General features: G+C 54.1%; 15 protein-coding genes. 2 read left to right on the top strand and 13 right to left on the bottom strand.

The features are described from left to right. Nucleotides 1–3: 3 nt before the first annotated feature. The 10 genes from rffC to trxA form a co-directional block, all read right to left on the bottom strand. Complete coding sequence (gene rffC, locus OGV82_RS06555; protein WP_047460014.1) at nucleotides 4–681, bottom strand: dTDP-4-amino-4,6-dideoxy-D-galactose acyltransferase; 678 nt, start codon at nucleotides 679–681, stop codon at nucleotides 4–6. Beyond that, complete coding sequence (gene rfbA / locus OGV82_RS06550; protein WP_012131139.1) at nucleotides 659–1,540, bottom strand: glucose-1-phosphate thymidylyltransferase RfbA; 882 nt, start codon at nucleotides 1,538–1,540, stop codon at nucleotides 659–661. Before rfbA ends, rffC begins: the two co-directional genes overlap by 23 nt. A gap of 17 nt (nucleotides 1,541–1,557) precedes the next feature. After that, nucleotides 1,558–2,625 (bottom strand): dTDP-glucose 4,6-dehydratase, encoded by a 1,068-nt coding sequence (gene rffG, locus OGV82_RS06545; RefSeq protein ID WP_047460017.1) that lies wholly within the window; start codon nucleotides 2,623–2,625, stop codon nucleotides 1,558–1,560. Then, entirely contained in the window at nucleotides 2,625–3,887 is a 1,263-nt protein-coding gene (wecC, locus tag OGV82_RS06540; RefSeq protein ID WP_012131137.1) for a UDP-N-acetyl-D-mannosamine dehydrogenase, read from the bottom strand. The genes rffG and wecC overlap by 1 nt, the downstream gene beginning before the upstream one ends. Further along, nucleotides 3,884–5,014, bottom strand: coding sequence for a non-hydrolyzing UDP-N-acetylglucosamine 2-epimerase (gene wecB / locus OGV82_RS06535; protein WP_012131136.1), 1,131 nt, complete (start codon nucleotides 5,012–5,014; stop codon nucleotides 3,884–3,886). Before wecB ends, wecC begins: the two co-directional genes overlap by 4 nt. A gap of 55 nt (nucleotides 5,015–5,069) precedes the next feature. Beyond that, a complete protein-coding gene (gene wzzE / locus OGV82_RS06530) occupies nucleotides 5,070–6,116 on the bottom strand; it encodes an ECA polysaccharide chain length modulation protein (RefSeq protein ID WP_012131135.1) in 1,047 nt (348 codons plus the stop codon). Nucleotides 6,117–6,128: 12 nt separating this feature from the next. Then, nucleotides 6,129–7,259 (bottom strand): UDP-N-acetylglucosamine--undecaprenyl-phosphate N-acetylglucosaminephosphotransferase, encoded by a 1,131-nt coding sequence (wecA, locus tag OGV82_RS06525; RefSeq protein ID WP_490927046.1) that lies wholly within the window; start codon nucleotides 7,257–7,259, stop codon nucleotides 6,129–6,131. 202 nt (nucleotides 7,260–7,461) lie between these two features. After that, nucleotides 7,462–8,721, bottom strand: a complete 1,260-nt coding sequence (gene rho / locus OGV82_RS06520; RefSeq protein WP_002437993.1) for a transcription termination factor Rho — start codon at nucleotides 8,719–8,721, stop codon at nucleotides 7,462–7,464. 78 nt (nucleotides 8,722–8,799) lie between these two features. Then, nucleotides 8,800–8,892: a rho operon leader peptide gene (locus OGV82_RS06515; RefSeq protein WP_223849128.1), complete on the bottom strand. Its 93-nt coding sequence runs from the start codon at nucleotides 8,890–8,892 to the stop codon at nucleotides 8,800–8,802. A 169-nt stretch (nucleotides 8,893–9,061) separates the two neighbouring features. Continuing rightward, nucleotides 9,062–9,391, bottom strand: a complete 330-nt coding sequence (trxA, locus tag OGV82_RS06510) for a thioredoxin TrxA (RefSeq protein WP_001280776.1) — start codon at nucleotides 9,389–9,391, stop codon at nucleotides 9,062–9,064. A gap of 143 nt (nucleotides 9,392–9,534) precedes the next feature. Here trxA and rhlB point away from each other — a divergent pair, with 143 nt between their 5' ends. Next, nucleotides 9,535–10,800, top strand: coding sequence for an ATP-dependent RNA helicase RhlB (gene rhlB / locus OGV82_RS06505; protein WP_012131132.1), 1,266 nt, complete (start codon nucleotides 9,535–9,537; stop codon nucleotides 10,798–10,800). Between the two features lie 8 nt (nucleotides 10,801–10,808). Then, nucleotides 10,809–12,293: a guanosine-5'-triphosphate,3'-diphosphate diphosphatase gene (gene gppA, locus OGV82_RS06500; protein WP_012131131.1), complete on the top strand. Its 1,485-nt coding sequence runs from the start codon at nucleotides 10,809–10,811 to the stop codon at nucleotides 12,291–12,293. A gap of 47 nt (nucleotides 12,294–12,340) precedes the next feature. Here the strand turns inward: gppA and rep are convergent, their stop codons facing one another. The 3 genes from rep to OGV82_RS06485 form a co-directional block, all read right to left on the bottom strand. Then, entirely contained in the window at nucleotides 12,341–14,362 is a 2,022-nt protein-coding gene (gene rep, locus OGV82_RS06495) for a DNA helicase Rep (RefSeq protein ID WP_047460028.1), read from the bottom strand. Between the two features lie 99 nt (nucleotides 14,363–14,461). Further along, nucleotides 14,462–15,190, bottom strand: a complete 729-nt coding sequence (gene pnuC, locus OGV82_RS06490) for a nicotinamide riboside transporter PnuC (RefSeq protein WP_047460031.1) — start codon at nucleotides 15,188–15,190, stop codon at nucleotides 14,462–14,464. Then, the gene (locus OGV82_RS06485; protein ID WP_047460034.1) at nucleotides 15,190–15,933 is read right to left on the bottom strand and encodes a nucleoside phosphorylase; all 744 of its coding nucleotides are present in this window, start codon (nucleotides 15,931–15,933) and stop codon (nucleotides 15,190–15,192) included. Before OGV82_RS06485 ends, pnuC begins: the two co-directional genes overlap by 1 nt. Nucleotides 15,934–15,956 lie beyond the last annotated feature (23 nt).

The raw sequence follows: 15,956 nt of genomic DNA, 5'->3' as shown, positions 1-15,956 counted from the left end.
TTGTCACCTGTATAACCAGTACGCGGTGCTTTCTACGTTGCCACCGCTCTGTATATAACGTTTAAGCGCGGCGGTGTTGCCCATCTGGGTCGCCACCCGCAATGTTGTCTTTCCGCGAGACTGCGCCCACGCGAGCGCCGCCTGCATTAATTCTGCCCCTGCGCCACGCCCGGTCAGCAGGCCGATGCGCGCATCGGTGTCGTTCAGTTCGCGCAGCGAGACAAACCCGCGAATATCGTTATTCGCCGCCCGGATAACCAGACACTGGTGATCGAAGGTGCCGTGCACGGCATTTTCAATCCACTGAGCATAAAAACGGGCGCTGGCGTCCGGCGCATACCACGGTGCGCGGAAACGGCTTTGCGCAAACGCAGCGGACGCCTGTTGACGTAACGCGGGAATATCGGCAATTTGTGCAATTTCCACGCCAGAAATACGTTCAACGCCAGCGACCGGCAGGCTGAGGTCGACTTCGCCTTCTACCAGCGAAAACCCCAACTGTTGCAGCGCATCTAATTCATCCGTGCACGCAGCAGAAATTTTCGCCTGCACGCGCGACCAGGGTTGCAATGCCTCTGGCGTTAACACCGGCGCGGCAGCGTTCACGCGAACAATGGCGCTATTGACGCCAAAGAACGTATTTTCCCACGTTAATGGTTCAATACTGGCGCGGACGGGCACGGAGTAGCTCCAGTAAATATTGGCCGTAGCCGGTTTTCGCTAAAGAACTGGCGGCGCGTTTTACGCCCTCGTCATCCAGCCAGCCGTTGCGCCAGGCGATCTCTTCCAGACAGGCGATTTTGAAGCCCTGGCGTTTTTCAACCGTCTGCACAAACGTGCTCGCTTCAATCAGGCTGTCATGGGTGCCGGTATCCAGCCACGCAAAGCCGCGACCGAGCAACTCAACCGTCAGCTTGCCGTCATTAAGGTACATCTGATTAATGGACGTAATCTCCAGCTCACCGCGCTCGGAAGGCTTCACGCGCTTCGCATACTCTACTACCTTGCTGTCGTAAAAATAGAGACCGGTCACCGCCCAGTTTGATTTCGGCTGTTTCGGCTTCTCTTCCAGCGAGACCGCGCGAAAATTGTCGTCGAACTCCACGACGCCAAAACGTTCCGGGTCCATAACCTGATAACCAAAAACGGTCGCCCCTTCGGTTCGCGCCGCCACATGACGCAATTTCGGGCTGAAACCCTGACCAAAGAAGATATTGTCGCCCAGTACAAGACAAGACGGCTCGCCGTTAAGGAATGTTTCACCAATGATAAAGGCCTGCGCCAGCCCATCCGGGCTGGGTTGTTCGGCATATTGCAACTCAATGCCAAACTCCGAACCATCGCCCAGCAGACGCTGAAAATAGTGCTTATCTTCCGGTGTGGTGATAATCAGGATTTCCCGGATACCCGCCAGCATCAGTACCGACAGCGGATAGTAGATCATCGGCTTGTCATAAATCGGCAGAAGCTGCTTTGACACGCCGCGCGTAATCGGATGCAGGCGGGTGCCAGAGCCGCCCGCCAGAATGATACCTTTCATGCGTTCCTCCTCCGGGTTTAGCCCTTCAGACCTAAACGTTCACCCTGATAGCTGCCATCCTGCACGGGCTTCCACCAGGCCTCATTCGCCAGATACCACTGCACGGTTTTCCGCATTCCGCTTTCAAAGGTTTCCTGCGGCGTCCAGCCAAGTTCACGCGCAATTTTCGCTGCGTCGATGGCATAGCGTAAATCATGGCCTGGACGGTCATCCACAAAAGCGATCAGGGAGCGATAATGCGCCACGCCCTGCGGTTTTTGTGGCGCAAGTTCTTCCAGCAGATCGCAAATCGTTTCCACAACCTCCAGATTCTTACGCTCATTATGGCCGCCAATGTTATATGTCTCCCCCACTTCGCCCGCCGTCAGCACGCGATACAGCGCCCTGGCGTGATCTTCAACGTACAGCCAGTCGCGGATCTGTTGTCCATTGCCATACACCGGCAGCGGTTTACCCGCCAGCGCGTTCAGGATCATCAATGGGATCAGCTTTTCCGGGAAGTGGTAAGGGCCGTAATTATTGGAACAGTTAGTGACCAGCGTCGGCAGACCATAGGTGCGCAACCACGCGCGCACCAGGTGATCGCTGCTGGCTTTCGAGGCGGAATAAGGACTGCTCGGCGCATACGGAGTGGTCTCAGTAAAGAAATCATCCGTGGAATGCAGATCGCCATACACCTCGTCAGTGGAGATATGGTGGAAACGAAACGCCGATTTTTTCTCATCATTGAGCGTCGCCCAGTAAGTCCGGGCCGCTTCCAGCAGCGTGTAGGTTCCCACGATATTGGTTTCAATAAACGCAGCCGGGCCGTCGATAGACCGGTCAACGTGGCTTTCCGCCGCCAGATGCATCACGTAATCCGGCTGGTACTGCTGAAAAACGCGATCCAGCGATGCCCGATCGCAGATATCCACTCTCTCAAAGGCAAAGCGCTCATGCTGTGCAACTGGCGCCAGCGACATCAGGTTTCCGGCGTAGGTGAGCTTATCCACCACCACCACGGCGTCGGGGGTTTCATCAATGATGTGGCGTACAACGGCAGAGCCGATAAATCCCGCGCCGCCAGTGACCAGAATCCGTTTCATCAGCGCCAGACTCCTTTTGTATCCACAATGTAGCGTTGCCGCACGGCGTCGCCGTTAATCGCTTTAAACGGATGATGGTCAACCAGCATGACCAGCACATCCGCTTCCGCCAGCGCATTTTCCAGCGTGGCTAACGTGCAGCGACCTTCCAGTTTTTTCGGCAACTGATGAATATTAGGCTCTACCACCAGCGTTTCACCGGCATGCCATTGCGCAATCTCCTGCGCAATGCCCATCGCCGGGCTTTCACGCAGATCGTCAATATTCGGTTTAAACGCCAGACCAAAGCAGGCGATTTTGATGTCGCTGGCGCGCTTATTCGTTGCCGTCAGGCAATCCGCCACTGCGGCTTTCACCTGCGCCACCACCCAGTGTGGTTTACCGTCGTTCACTTCACGCGCGGTACGGATCAGCCGCGCCTGCTGCGGGTTTTGCGCCACAATAAACCACGGATCGACGGCGATGCAGTGGCCTCCCACGCCCGGCCCAGGCTGGAGAATATTCACGCGTGGATGACGATTCGCCAGACGAATCAGTTCCCAGACGTTAATCCCCTGATCGGCGCAAATCAGCGACAGCTCGTTCGCAAAGGCGATATTGACGTCACGGAAGCTGTTTTCCGTGAGCTTACACATTTCGGCGGTGCGGGAATTAGTCACCACACACTCGCCTTCAAGGAAAATCTTGTACAACTCGCTGGCACGCGCGGAGCATACCGGCGTCATGCCGCCAATCACGCGGTCATTTTTGATGAGCTCCACCATAACCTGACCCGGCAATACGCGCTCCGGGCAGTAGGCAATGTTCACATCAGCCTGTTCCCCCGCCTGCTGCGGGAAAGTCAGATCCGGGCGCATTTCCGCCAGCCATGCGGCCATTTGTTCTGTCGCGCCCACCGGCGAGGTGGATTCGAGGATGACCAGCGCGCCTTTTTTCAGTACGGGAGCAATAGATTTCGCGGCCGCTTCGACATAAACCATATCGGGGTCGTGATCGCCCTTGAACGGCGTCGGCACGGCGATCAAGTACGCGTCGGCTGCTACCGGCGTTGTTGTTGCCCGGAGGAATCCGCCTTCAACCGCAGTTTTCACGACGCTATCCAGATCCGGCTCAACAATATGGATGGCTCCACGGTTGATGGTGTCCACCGCCTGCTGATTGATATCCACGCCAATAACGTGCTTTTGGCGAGAAGCAAAGGCCGCAGCCGTCGGCAACCCGATGTATCCCAGCCCAATAACAGAAATGGTCGTAAAACTCATAGCGATACCCGATTATTTTTTAACGCGTGTAAAATGCGGCCGCACGCCTGTCCGTCGCCATAAGGATTATGGGCGCGGCTCATGGTTTGATATTCATTTTCGTCGTGCAGCAAACGTGTGACTTCTTCCACAATACGGTGTGAATCGGTTCCCACCAGACGCACCGTGCCAGCGGTAACGGCTTCTGGCCGTTCCGTCATTTCGCGCATAACCAACACCGGTTTGCCTAATGACGGCGCCTCTTCCTGAATCCCGCCGGAATCGGTAAGGATCAGCCAGGCGTGGTTCATCAGCCAGACAAACGGCAGGTAATCCTGCGGCTCAATCAGTATCACATTTTCAACATGACCCAGGATGCGGTTAACCGGTTCGCTGACGTTGGGATTCAGGTGAACCGGATACACAATTTGTACATCCTGATTGGTAGCGGCTATCTCCGCCAGCGCATGACAGATTTGCTCAAACCCCCGGCCAAAGCTCTCACGGCGATGTCCGGTCACCAGGATCATTTTTTTATCGTCACACAGGAAAGGATACCGCTTTGCCAGTTCGGCGCGTAGCGTATCGCTGGCCAGTACGCGATCGCGCACCCAGATCAGCGCATCAATCACGGTATTGCCGGTGACAAAGATGTGGTTATCAGGGATCTGTTCCCGCAGTAAATTCTGCCGTGAATTTTCCGTCGGCGCAAAATGGTACATCGCCAGGCGACCGGTCAAGGTGCGGTTTGCCTCTTCAGGCCAGGGGGAGTAGAGATCGCCGGTTCGCAGCCCGGCCTCTACATGACCGACAGGAATACGCTGGTAGAAAGCCGCCAGACTGGTGGCGAGAGTGGTTGTCGTATCGCCATGCACCAATACGACATCAGGTTTAAAATCGGCAAGAATCGGTTTTAATCCTTCCAGGATTCGACAGGTAATCTCTGTCAGCCCCTGACCCGGCTGCATAATATTGAGATCGTAGTCAGGCACAATAGAAAAGAGATTCAAAACCTGATCGAGCATCTCCCGATGCTGCGCAGTAACGCAGACTTTTGCCTCAAAATGAGGGTCCTTTGCCAGCGCATGAACCAGAGGCGCCATCTTGATGGCCTCCGGTCGCGTGCCAAATACAGTCAGTACTTTCACATCGATTCTCTTCGAATAGGCAGTGAGGGCCTAACCCCTCACTGCTGAGATGTTGCTAAATCGCGCGACGGCGGGTTAATGCGACGCCAGCCCCGATCAGCGCCCCAACAATGCCCCACATAACCATCAGGAAAGCACGGCGCGGGCTATCGCGTTTTACCGGTTCTTCCGGCGTGCGCAAATAACGATAGGTCTGGAAACGCGGGTCCAGCGTCGGCCCCACGTTCAGCGTGTTCAACATGGCCCGGTTTTGATCATAGTCCAGATCGAATGCTGGACCGACAGCCTGAAGGTTTTCAAGACGCGCTTGTAGCATAGGGCGGCCAAGCAAAAACAGCTCAGAGTCGGGTAATTCATCGGCAGGAACATCGGTCGCCGTACGAGAAATATTATGCTGCTCGGCAATTTTGAGCGCCTGTTCAATGCTATGAACACGACGAGAGAAAATGCTTTTCGCCACCTCTTCCTGGCGTTTAACCTGCGCTTTCATCTGGATAGTCCGCGCGGCCCATGCACCCTTTAACTCATCATTCAGATGGCTCGCCGCACGCTGGCTGGCAAACGCCACATACTGGCGAAGCAGGTTGTTGGCATCGGGCGCCGTTTCCGCAATCAGCTTCACGCTATCATTGGTGTTGCGAGTGAAATCGCCTGGCGTGAACTGAATGTTATTGATCATTTCATCCAGCATCGCGGCATCGGCTTTGCTGTTGCCGACCATGCGCTGCTTGTAATAATCGGTCTGTAGCCAGAAATCGCGACGCGTATCCCAGGACGCCAGTTGCATGACGAACTCTTTATACGCTTCATCCATTACCGAAGGCTGATCGGCCGGCGCGAGGCTGGCTTTGATATCAAGGTTGCGCAAAAACTGCTGTTGGGAGTAATAGCCGCCCAGCATATTGACGGTGGGGCGGTCGGAAATCGCCGTTGCGCTCCACTCCTGACGGGCAAAAAACGTATACGCTAACGCAATAAGCGCAAAAGCCAGCCCTATTCCCACAATCCATAGCTTCCCAGCCCACAAGGTACGAAACAACCCACGAATATCCAGTTCATTTTCAGCGCTCACGGCGTGTGCCCCCGGTAATGGTTGTGTCATCGCATCCTCAATTTACTTGGTTATCGTTGGATTGTTATCACGGTTTCTGCGTAGTCTGCGCTTCACGCGCTTAATAAATCTCGCCACCTTCCAGGCACGCTTAATGCAGTAACCGTAAAGGAAGAATGCTAGCAAAAAGAGCACCAACATGACCCATTCTGGAACAAAATGGGAATATTCTGCCAGTACGCCGATTGAGGCCAGAATCGCAGCGGCGAGCGTAATGAGAACAAATGCCTGTCGGGAAGTAAACCCTGCACGCATGATCAAATGATGAATATGCTGGCGATCGGGAGAAAAGGGGCTCATGCCTTTACGCAGGCGACGATACATAATCGCCACCATATCCATTAATGGAATCGCAATAATCCACAGCGCAGTAACCGGGCTGATAGGATGCGTTTTACCCTGCGTGGTTTCCAGCAGGATCCAGATAACCGTGAAGCCAATCAGCGTACTGCCCGCATCGCCCATAAAGACTTTATAACGACGCCCCAGAACACCAAGGTTTAACATGATATAGGGCAGAATCGCGGCGATCATGGCGAAACACCATACCGCCAGACTCGTCTGCCCATCAAACCACAGAATCAGTCCCATTGCGGCAAATGAGACGCTGGACAGCCCGCCAAGTAAGCCATCAATACCATCAACCATATTGAAAGCATTGATCGCCGCCCAGACGGCAAAGAGCGTGAGGAAATAGCCAAAGGGGCCGAGCACCAATTCCCAGGGACCGAAAATATACCCCAGGCTACTGAGATGGAGTTTCCCTATCACCATCATGACAACAGCAATAGCGGCCTGTACCACAGCGCGAATTTTCACGCTAATGTCAAAACGATCATCCAATGCGCCGACCAAAACCAGCACACCAGCAGAAAAAAGGTATAACGATGCGTGCGGAATATAGTAATCCGAGAGAGCAAACATAAAGCTGATTCCTGCGAACACAGAAATCCCGCCAACCAAAGGAACCACCCCCTGGTGCCGTTTACGAAAATTGGGTTTATCCACTAAACCTATCTTGATGGCTACTTTTCGCGCAAGAAAAATAAAAATGGTTGTGAATAAAAAAATACTGATTAGCTCAGATAAAGCAGCGAGTAAATTCACAGTGTATGTGCTCTCAGCATATATCATTTCCTTAAAGTATAATGCGTTACGTCTGTCTCTAGAAGAGAGCATTCAGAACATTACACTTTCGACCACTCGTAGTTTATACAGCCCACAGCAATTCCACATAATGAATGTGATGATGACTTGTTTATTTGACTAACAGATCAGATAAATCGCAAAAGAAAAACGCCACGTAAAAACGTGGCGTTTTCGGTATCAGCCGGACTTACGAGCGCTTCATCATGTCGAAGAAGTCGTCGTTGGTCTTGGTCATTGCCAGCTTGTTAATGAGGAATTCCATCGCGTCGATTTCACCCATCGGATGGATGATTTTGCGCAGGATCCACATTTTCTGTAGCTCTTCCTGAGTGGTGAGCAGCTCTTCTTTACGCGTACCGGAACGGTTGTAGTCGATAGCCGGGAAGACGCGTTTTTCAGCGATCTTACGGGAGAGGTGCAGTTCCATGTTACCGGTGCCTTTAAACTCTTCGTAGATCACTTCATCCATCTTAGAACCGGTGTCGATCAGCGCCGTTGCGATGATGGTCAGGCTGCCGCCCTCTTCCACGTTACGCGCCGCGCCGAAGAAACGCTTCGGACGGTGCAGGGCGTTGGCGTCCACACCACCGGTCAGGACTTTACCGGAAGCCGGCACCACGGTGTTGTAGGCGCGAGCCAGACGAGTGATGGAGTCGAGCAGAATGATGACGTCTTTTTTGTGTTCAACCAGACGCTTCGCCTTCTCGATTACCATTTCAGCAACCTGAACGTGACGGGATGCCGGTTCGTCGAAGGTGGAAGCAACCACTTCACCTTTTACCAGACGCTGCATTTCAGTCACTTCTTCTGGACGTTCGTCGATCAGCAGCACCATCAGTACGCAGTCAGGGTGGTTATAAGCAATGCTCTGCGCGATGTTCTGCAACAGCATAGTTTTACCCGCTTTCGGCGGTGCGACGATCAGACCACGCTGACCACGGCCAATCGGGGAAGCCAGATCCAGTACGCGAGCCGTTAAATCTTCAGTAGAACCGTTACCACGTTCCATACGCAGACGTGAGTTCGCGTGCAGCGGCGTTAAGTTCTCAAAGAGGATTTTATTACGGGCGTTTTCAGGTTTGTCGTAGTTAACTTCGTTAACTTTCAACAGCGCAAAGTAACGTTCGCCTTCTTTTGGCGGGCGAATCTTACCAGAAATGGTGTCACCAGTGCGGAGGTTGAAACGGCGGATTTGGCTGGGAGAAACGTAGATGTCATCAGGACCGGCGAGGTAGGAGCTGTCTGCAGAGCGGAGGAAACCAAATCCATCCTGCAATATCTCCAGCACACCGTCACCAAAGATATCTTCGCCACTCTTTGCGTGCTGCTTCAGGATGGCAAAAATAATGTCCTGCTTGCGCATACGAGCCAGGTTTTCCAGCCCCATATTTTCGCCGAGAGTGATCAGCTCAGAAACCGGCGTATTCTTTAATTCGGTAAGATTCATAATGGTGTGAGTTCTTAAACTTGGGGTAAATCTCGAACTTAATGTTGTGAATGGTATGGCAGGATCATCCATGCCTGTTTACGGCCACCAACTCATGTCTGTTCGCTGTCTGGTCACAGGAAAGTACACAGAACTGAAACGACAAGACGGATTGAGTGACAAGCCAGGAATCTGTTCACTTCTCGCGCGAGAAAAAACGGGAAGCGTTGGAAAAAACAAGACTCAAACTTAATAAGGTATGTTTAATACGAAGTCAACACTAAGTTAGCACGACTCAAGCCGGGCGTCCAGTCATCCGAATAATTTAGGATGCTGGCCACCCGAACATGAAACTTCCGTCTTACGCCAGGTTGGCGTCGAGGAACTCTTTCAGCTGACCTTTGGACAGTGCGCCCACTTTGGTTGCTGCGACTTCACCGTTTTTGAACAACAGCAGGGTCGGGATGCCACGGATACCATACTTCGGCGCGGTGCCTGGGTTTTGGTCGATGTTCAGTTTAGCAACCGTCAATTTGCCCTGATATTCGTCAGCGATTTCATCCAGAATCGGGGCGATCATTTTGCACGGTCCGCACCACTCTGCCCAGAAATCAACGAGGATAGCCCCGTCCGCTTTGAGTACATCCGTGTCAAAACTGTCGTCAGTCAGGTGAATAATTTTATCGCTCATAATAACTCCACAGGAATAAGCCTGGTGTGTTGGTTTCGCCTTCATCAACGACGTGTTGATGTCGCATTAACCAACTAAAGGTTGACTTTATTTCACCGGATACGCTTTCGTAAAGCAATAGTAAGCTGATATTCTACCACACTATGAGCAAAACACATTTAACAGAACAGAAGTTTTCCGACTTCGCCCTGCACCCAAAGGTGATAGAAGCCCTTGAAAATAAAGGGTTTCATAATTGTACGCCCATTCAGGCATTGGCCCTCCCGCTAACGCTGGCGGGTCGTGATGTCGCAGGGCAGGCGCAAACCGGAACCGGAAAAACGATGGCGTTCCTGACGTCTTCGTTTCATTATCTTCTCTCTCATCCCGCGATTGACGATCGCAAGGTGAACCAGCCGCGCGCCTTAATTATGGCGCCGACGCGTGAGTTGGCCGTGCAGATCCACGCCGATGCGGAACCGCTGGCGCAGACCACCGGCCTGAAATTAGGCCTGGCCTACGGCGGTGACGGCTACGACAAACAGCTGAAAGTGCTGGAAAGCGGCGTCGATATTCTGATCGGCACCACGGGTCGTCTGATCGACTACGCGAAACAAAACCACATTAACCTCGGCGCCATTCAGGTCGTCGTATTGGATGAAGCCGATCGCATGTACGATCTGGGCTTTATTAAAGACATCCGCTGGCTGTTCCGCCGCATGCCGCCGGCCAATCAGCGTCTGAACATGCTGTTCTCCGCAACCCTCTCTTACCGTGTTCGCGAACTGGCGTTCGAGCAGATGAACAACGCCGAATATGTTGAAGTGGAACCGGAACAAAAGACAGGCCACCGTATTAAAGAAGAGCTCTTCTACCCTTCTAACGAAGAGAAGATGCGTTTGCTGCAAACGCTGATCGAAGAAGAGTGGCCGGATCGCGCCATTGTTTTCGCCAATACCAAGCACCGCTGCGAAGACATCTGGGGGCATCTGGCAGCTGACGGTCATCGTGTCGGCCTGTTGACCGGCGACGTTGCGCAGAAAAAACGTCTGCGTATCCTCGACGAGTTTACCCGTGGCGATCTCGATATCCTCGTCGCAACCGACGTTGCCGCGCGCGGTCTGCACATTCCGGCCGTAACGCACGTCTTTAACTATGACCTGCCGGATGATTGCGAAGACTACGTTCACCGTATCGGACGTACGGGTCGCGCAGGAGCGAGCGGTCACTCTATCAGCCTGGCCTGTGAAGAGTACGCGCTGAACCTGCCTGCCATTGAGGCTTATATTGGTCACTCTATCCCGGTCAGCAAATATAACCCGGAAGCGCTGATGACCAATTTGCCGAAGCCGTTGCGCCTGACGCGCTCGCGCCCAGGCAATGGACCGCGTCGCACCGGCGCGCCGCGTAATCGTCGTCGTTCAGGTTAACGTAATATATGCTCACTTCCACTTCGCTGTATGCCGCAATTGATCTCGGTTCCAATAGTTTTCATATGCTGGTTGTACGCGAGGTGGCTGGAAGCATCCAGACGCTCACGCGAATTAAGCGCAAGGTGCGTCTGGCTGCGGGCCTGAACAGTGATAATTCGCTTTCCGCTGAAGCGATGGAGCGCGGCTGGCAATGTCTGCGCCTTTTCGCTGAACGCCTACAGGATATTCCTCAACCGCAAATCTGCGTCGTCGCCACGGCAACGCTGCGTCTCGCCGTCAATGCGGGCGAGTTTATCGCCAAAGCGCAGGAGATCCTCGGTTGCCCTGTCCAGGTCATTAGCGGCGAAGAAGAAGCGCGGCTGATTTATCAGGGTGTTGCCCATACCACCGGCGGCGCCGATCAGCGTCTGGTGGTCGATATTGGCGGCGCCAGCACCGAACTGGTCACCGGAACCGGCGCACAAACCACCTCTCTGTTTAGCCTGTCAATGGGCTGCGTCACCTGGCTTGAACGCTACTTTACCGATCGTAATCTGGCGCAAGAAAACTTCGATGAAGCGGAAAAAGCCGCGCGTGAAGTGCTGCGTCCGGTCGCCGATGAGCTACGCAAGCATGGCTGGAAAGTCTGCGTAGGCGCGTCTGGCACCGTCCAGGCGTTGCAGGAAATCATGATGGCGCAGGGCATGGATGAGCGCATCACATTGGCGAAACTTCAACAGCTGAAGCAACGCGCAATTCATTGCGGCCGTCTGGAAGAGCTGGAAATTGAAGGGTTAACGCTGGAACGCGCGCTGGTATTCCCCAGCGGTCTGGCCATTCTGATCGCGATTTTCACCGAACTGGACATCCAGTGTATGACGCTTGCGGGCGGAGCGCTGCGCGAAGGGTTGGTGTATGGCATGCTGCATCTGGCGGTGGATCAGGATATTCGCAGCCGCACGCTGCGTAACATTCAGCGTCGATTTATGGTCGATACCGAACAGGCGCATCGCGTAGCGGATCTGGCGGTAAACTTTCTCGATCAGGTGGAAGATAAGTGGCATCTTGAGCCGATCAGTCGCGAACTCCTGACCAGTGCCTGTCAGCTGCATGAAATCGGCCTGAGCGTTGATTTTAAACAGGCGCCGCAGCACGCGGCTTATCTGGTGCGTAATCTGGATTTACCGGGATTCACCCCCGCGCAAAAGAAGCTGTTAGCCACCCTGTTGTTAAATCAGACCAACCCGATCGACCTCTCTTCCCTCCACCAGCAGAATGCGGTGCCGCCGCGCGTCGCTGAACATCTTTGTCGCCTGTTGCGTCTGGCGATCATTTTTGCCAGCCGTCGCCGTGACGATCTGGTGCCACAGATTACGTTGCAGGCGCAGGATGAGAATCTGACGTTAACCTTGCCGCAAGGGTGGCTGGAGCATCACCCGCTGGGTAAAGAGTTGATCGATCAGGAAAGCCAGTGGCAAAGCTATGTCCACTGGCCTTTGGACGTTCATTAGATGCTGGCTGCCGGATGGCGCTTACGCTTATCCGGCCTGGAAAATACCTACTTCGCTTTTGCTTTCGCCATCATGGCGCGGATATTGGCTATGCTGGCCTGCCCTTTCTGCATCCGCTCCTCGGCCGTTACCACTTTACGCTCCTGCTCCCAGATAAGATCGTCCTGCGGCAGTTCCAGCAAAAAGCGGCTTGGTTCCGGGCGCACCAGTTCGCCGTACTGACGACGCTCTTTGCACAGCGTGAAGATCAGCTCTTTCTGCGCGCGGGTGATCCCCACATAGGCCAGACGGCGCTCCTCATCGATATTGTCTTCGTCAATGCTGCTCTGGTGCGGCAGAAATCCTTCTTCCATCCCCACCATAAACACGTACGGGAACTCCAGCCCTTTCGAGGCATGCAGCGTCATGAGCTGTACCTGATCCAACTCTTCTTCACTTTCACCACGCTCCATCATGTCGCGCAGCGTAAAGCGCGTCACCACCTGGGTGAGCGTCATGGGTTCGTCAAGTTCGTTACCTTCAAGCATTTCGGTCATCCAGCTAAACAACTGGTTGACGTTCTTCATGCGCATTTCCGCCGCTTTTGGGCTCGGCGAAGTCTCATACAACCAGGATTCGTAATCAATACCGTGGATGAGATCGCGCACGGCGGCAATCGGCTCACGCTCCGCCAGACGCTGAATTTCCCCCAGCCAATGGGTAAAGCGGGTCAGTGAATCATAGCCGCGCCCGGTCAGCGTCTGGTTCAGCCCCACATCAAAACTGGCGGTAAACAGACTCTTGTTGCGCGCCATCGCCCATTCGCCCAGCTTTTGCAGCGTGGCCGGGCCGATTTCTCGTTTTGGCGTATTCACAATCCGCAGGAAAGCGCTGTCATCATCCGGGTTGGTCAGTACGCGCAGATAGGCCAGCAGGTCTTTAATCTCCGGGCGGGAGAAGAACGACGTGCCGCCAGAAATTTTGTAGGGAATACGGTTCTGCATAAGGAATTTTTCAAACACCCGCGACTGGTGGTTCCCGCGATACAGAATGGCGTAATCCTTGTATTCAGTCTTATTCACAAAGTGATGGGCAATCAGCTCGCCGGTAACGCGTTCGGCCTCGTGTTCTTCATTGTTCGCGCTCAGCACCTTGAGTTCCGCGCCATAGCCCAGTTCAGAAAAGAGGCGTTTTTCAAAGACGTGAGGGTTATTGGCAATCAGGATATTCGCCGCTTTCAGAATGCGCCCGGAGGAACGATAGTTCTGCTCCAGCTTGATCACCTGTAGCGCCGGGAAATCCTTACTCAACAACACCAGGTTTTGCGGACGCGCGCCGCGCCAGGAGTAGATCGACTGGTCGTCATCACCCACCACCGTAAAGCGCGCGCGGCTTCCCACCAGCAGCTTCACCAGTTCATACTGACTGGTGTTGGTATCCTGGTATTCGTCCACCAGCAGATAGCGAATCCTGTTCTGCCAGCGCTCGCGCACCTCTTCATTACGCTGTAGCAGCAGCGTCGGCAATAGAATCAGGTCATCAAAATCGAGCACATTGCAGGCCTTCAGATGTGCATCGTACAGACCATAACAGTGAGCGAAGATACGGTCGCGCTCCCCTTTTGCGCTTGCCGCCGCCTGAGCGGGCGTCATCAGATCGTTTTTCCAGTTAGAGATCGTCGAGATCAGCTGTTGCAAGATAACTTTGTCATCTTCAATCAGACCGTCAGTTAGCTCTTTCAGCAATGCGACCTGATCGGTATCGTCAAACAGCGAAAAGTTCGATTTCATCCCCAACGCCGCATATTCACGTTTGATGATATCCAGCCCCAGCGTATGGAAAGTGGAGATCATCAGCCCGCGCGCCTCTTTACGCCCCAGCGTTTGCCCGACACGCTCTTTCATTTCACGCGCCGCTTTATTGGTAAAGGTCACTGCCGCAATATGGCGCGCCTGATAGCCGCAACCACGAATCAGATGGGCGATTTTATTGGTAATAACGCGAGTCTTACCAGAACCCGCGCCCGCCAGCACCAGGCAGGGGCCGGTGACGAATTCGACAGCGTGTTGTTGGCCGGGGTTTAAACGCATGGGAATATTGCTCAATCTTCGAACGGGGGAAGGATTGTAGCAGAAAGCAGGGCCGAGGGAGTAACAGGCTGCCCTTTCAGACAGCCTGAAAAGCGTTAATCAGGAGGCGCTGGCGGCAAGCGGCGTATAGCCGTTGCGTTTTGCGCTCAGGACCCAGCTGTACGATCCCATAATCGCAATCGCCGTTAGCAGGACATACTCCAGCGACATCGCATAGACGCCCTGTACCGCGTAAATCACCACGCTAATGACGTCAATAAGCACCCACAGCAGCCAGTTTTCCACATATTTGCGAGTCATCAGCACCATCGCCGCGATCGACAGCACCAGCATGGTGGAATCCCAGAACGGGAACGCGTCCGGCTGTAGCTCTGGCATCGCCACCTGAACCCCTACCGTTTGCAGCATCCCGAGCATAATATGGGTCAGCATGGCGAACACCGGGTCGATAAACCGCGTCATCAGCAGGATGGCGACAATACACACACCGCTCAGCACCAGCGTTTGCTGGCGGGAGAGCCAGCGCACCTTCAGCGCCGCCTCTTGCGCCTCATTCTGACGGCTCCACGCATACCAGCCATAGATATTGGCGGCAAAGAAGAACACCTGAAGCAGCAGGCTGGCATATAGCTGAATCTGGAAAAAGATCGCGGCAAACAGGGTGACGTTAATCAGACCAAACAGGTAATTGATGATTTTTTCCCGGCTGGCGCACCAGATGCACAATAAACCAAAGACCGTGCCGATAGCCTCAATCCACGACAGCGCATACCCGCCTTCGCCGAGAGGAATGTTGACCATCACGTTATTAATACTGAAAAAGTCCATCACTGCTCTCCTTGCTGGCTATCGAAATAAATGGCCTGTAGCGCCAGGGAAATCTGACGTTCTTCACCCCGCAGACACAGCGTTTCCTGTTGAACATAATCATTAATACTGCTGTCCAGACAGCCGTTGTGGGCAACGACCACGTTCAGCAACGACGCCGTACGCAGCCCACGTAATGCGCCGACCACCATCAGCGCCGCCGTTTCCATATCCGCCCCGAGAATGCCGCGCGCTGACCATTCCGCATCCAGTTCAGCTTCACGATCGGTATAAAAGCTGTCGTGGCTGCGCACCAGTCCGCAAATCGCAGGAATGTTCATCTGCTTCGCCTGCTGGATCAACGTGGCGATAAGCTGCGGGTCTGCGCAGGCCGGATAGCAGGCTGGCGCGTAGGTTTTGCTGGTGCCGTCATCGGCGACCGCACCGTTGGCGATAATCAGATCGCCCAGCGCCAGCGTATCCTGCAATGCCCCACAGCTACCGATGCGAATCAGCGTGTCTACGCCAATCTGCCGTAACTCTTCAATGGCAATGGCCGTTGATGGCCCGCCGATTCCCGTCGACAGCACCAGAATCTCAATCCCTTTATATGTGCCGCGCGCCGCCCGAAATTCCCGGTTTTGCCCCAGTATCTCAGGGTTATCAAGAAAGTGGGCGATCCTGTCCACCCGCTCGGGATCGCCGGGCAATAGCGCATACCGCGCACCGGTCATGCTATTGCTTAATCGAATATGGGGTTGCATCTTCTGTCTCCTTACTGTGCTGA

Origin of the sequence: Citrobacter sp. CK191 (assembly GCF_030333435.1) — a bacterium.
In the GTDB taxonomy this organism is placed as follows: Bacteria; Pseudomonadota; Gammaproteobacteria; order Enterobacterales; family Enterobacteriaceae; genus Citrobacter_B; species Citrobacter_B koseri.
The sequence above is the reverse complement of the archived record's forward strand: the minus strand, read 5'-3'. Positions and strand labels throughout refer to the sequence as shown.

Excerpts from the sequence above, each read along its gene's own strand:
- rfbA (WP_012131139.1), bottom strand. The coding sequence starts at position 1,540 with ATGAAAGGTATCATTCTGGCGGGCGGCTCTGGCACCCGCCTGCATCCG.
- rffG (WP_047460017.1), bottom strand. The coding sequence starts at position 2,625 with ATGAAACGGATTCTGGTCACTGGCGGCGCGGGATTTATCGGCTCTGCC.
- wecC (WP_012131137.1), bottom strand. The coding sequence starts at position 3,887 with ATGAGTTTTACGACCATTTCTGTTATTGGGCTGGGATACATCGGGTTG.
- wzzE (WP_012131135.1), bottom strand. The coding sequence starts at position 6,116 with ATGACACAACCATTACCGGGGGCACACGCCGTGAGCGCTGAAAATGAA.
- wecA (WP_490927046.1), bottom strand. The coding sequence starts at position 7,259 with ATGATATATGCTGAGAGCACATACACTGTGAATTTACTCGCTGCTTTA.
- rho (WP_002437993.1), bottom strand. The coding sequence starts at position 8,721 with ATGAATCTTACCGAATTAAAGAATACGCCGGTTTCTGAGCTGATCACT.
- trxA (WP_001280776.1), bottom strand. The coding sequence starts at position 9,391 with ATGAGCGATAAAATTATTCACCTGACTGACGACAGTTTTGACACGGAT.
- rhlB (WP_012131132.1), top strand. The coding sequence starts at position 9,535 with ATGAGCAAAACACATTTAACAGAACAGAAGTTTTCCGACTTCGCCCTG.
- gppA (WP_012131131.1), top strand. The coding sequence starts at position 10,809 with ATGCTCACTTCCACTTCGCTGTATGCCGCAATTGATCTCGGTTCCAAT.
- rep (WP_047460028.1), bottom strand. The coding sequence starts at position 14,362 with ATGCGTTTAAACCCCGGCCAACAACACGCTGTCGAATTCGTCACCGGC.
- pnuC (WP_047460031.1), bottom strand. The coding sequence starts at position 15,190 with ATGGACTTTTTCAGTATTAATAACGTGATGGTCAACATTCCTCTCGGC.
- OGV82_RS06485 (WP_047460034.1), bottom strand. The coding sequence starts at position 15,933 with ATGCAACCCCATATTCGATTAAGCAATAGCATGACCGGTGCGCGGTAT.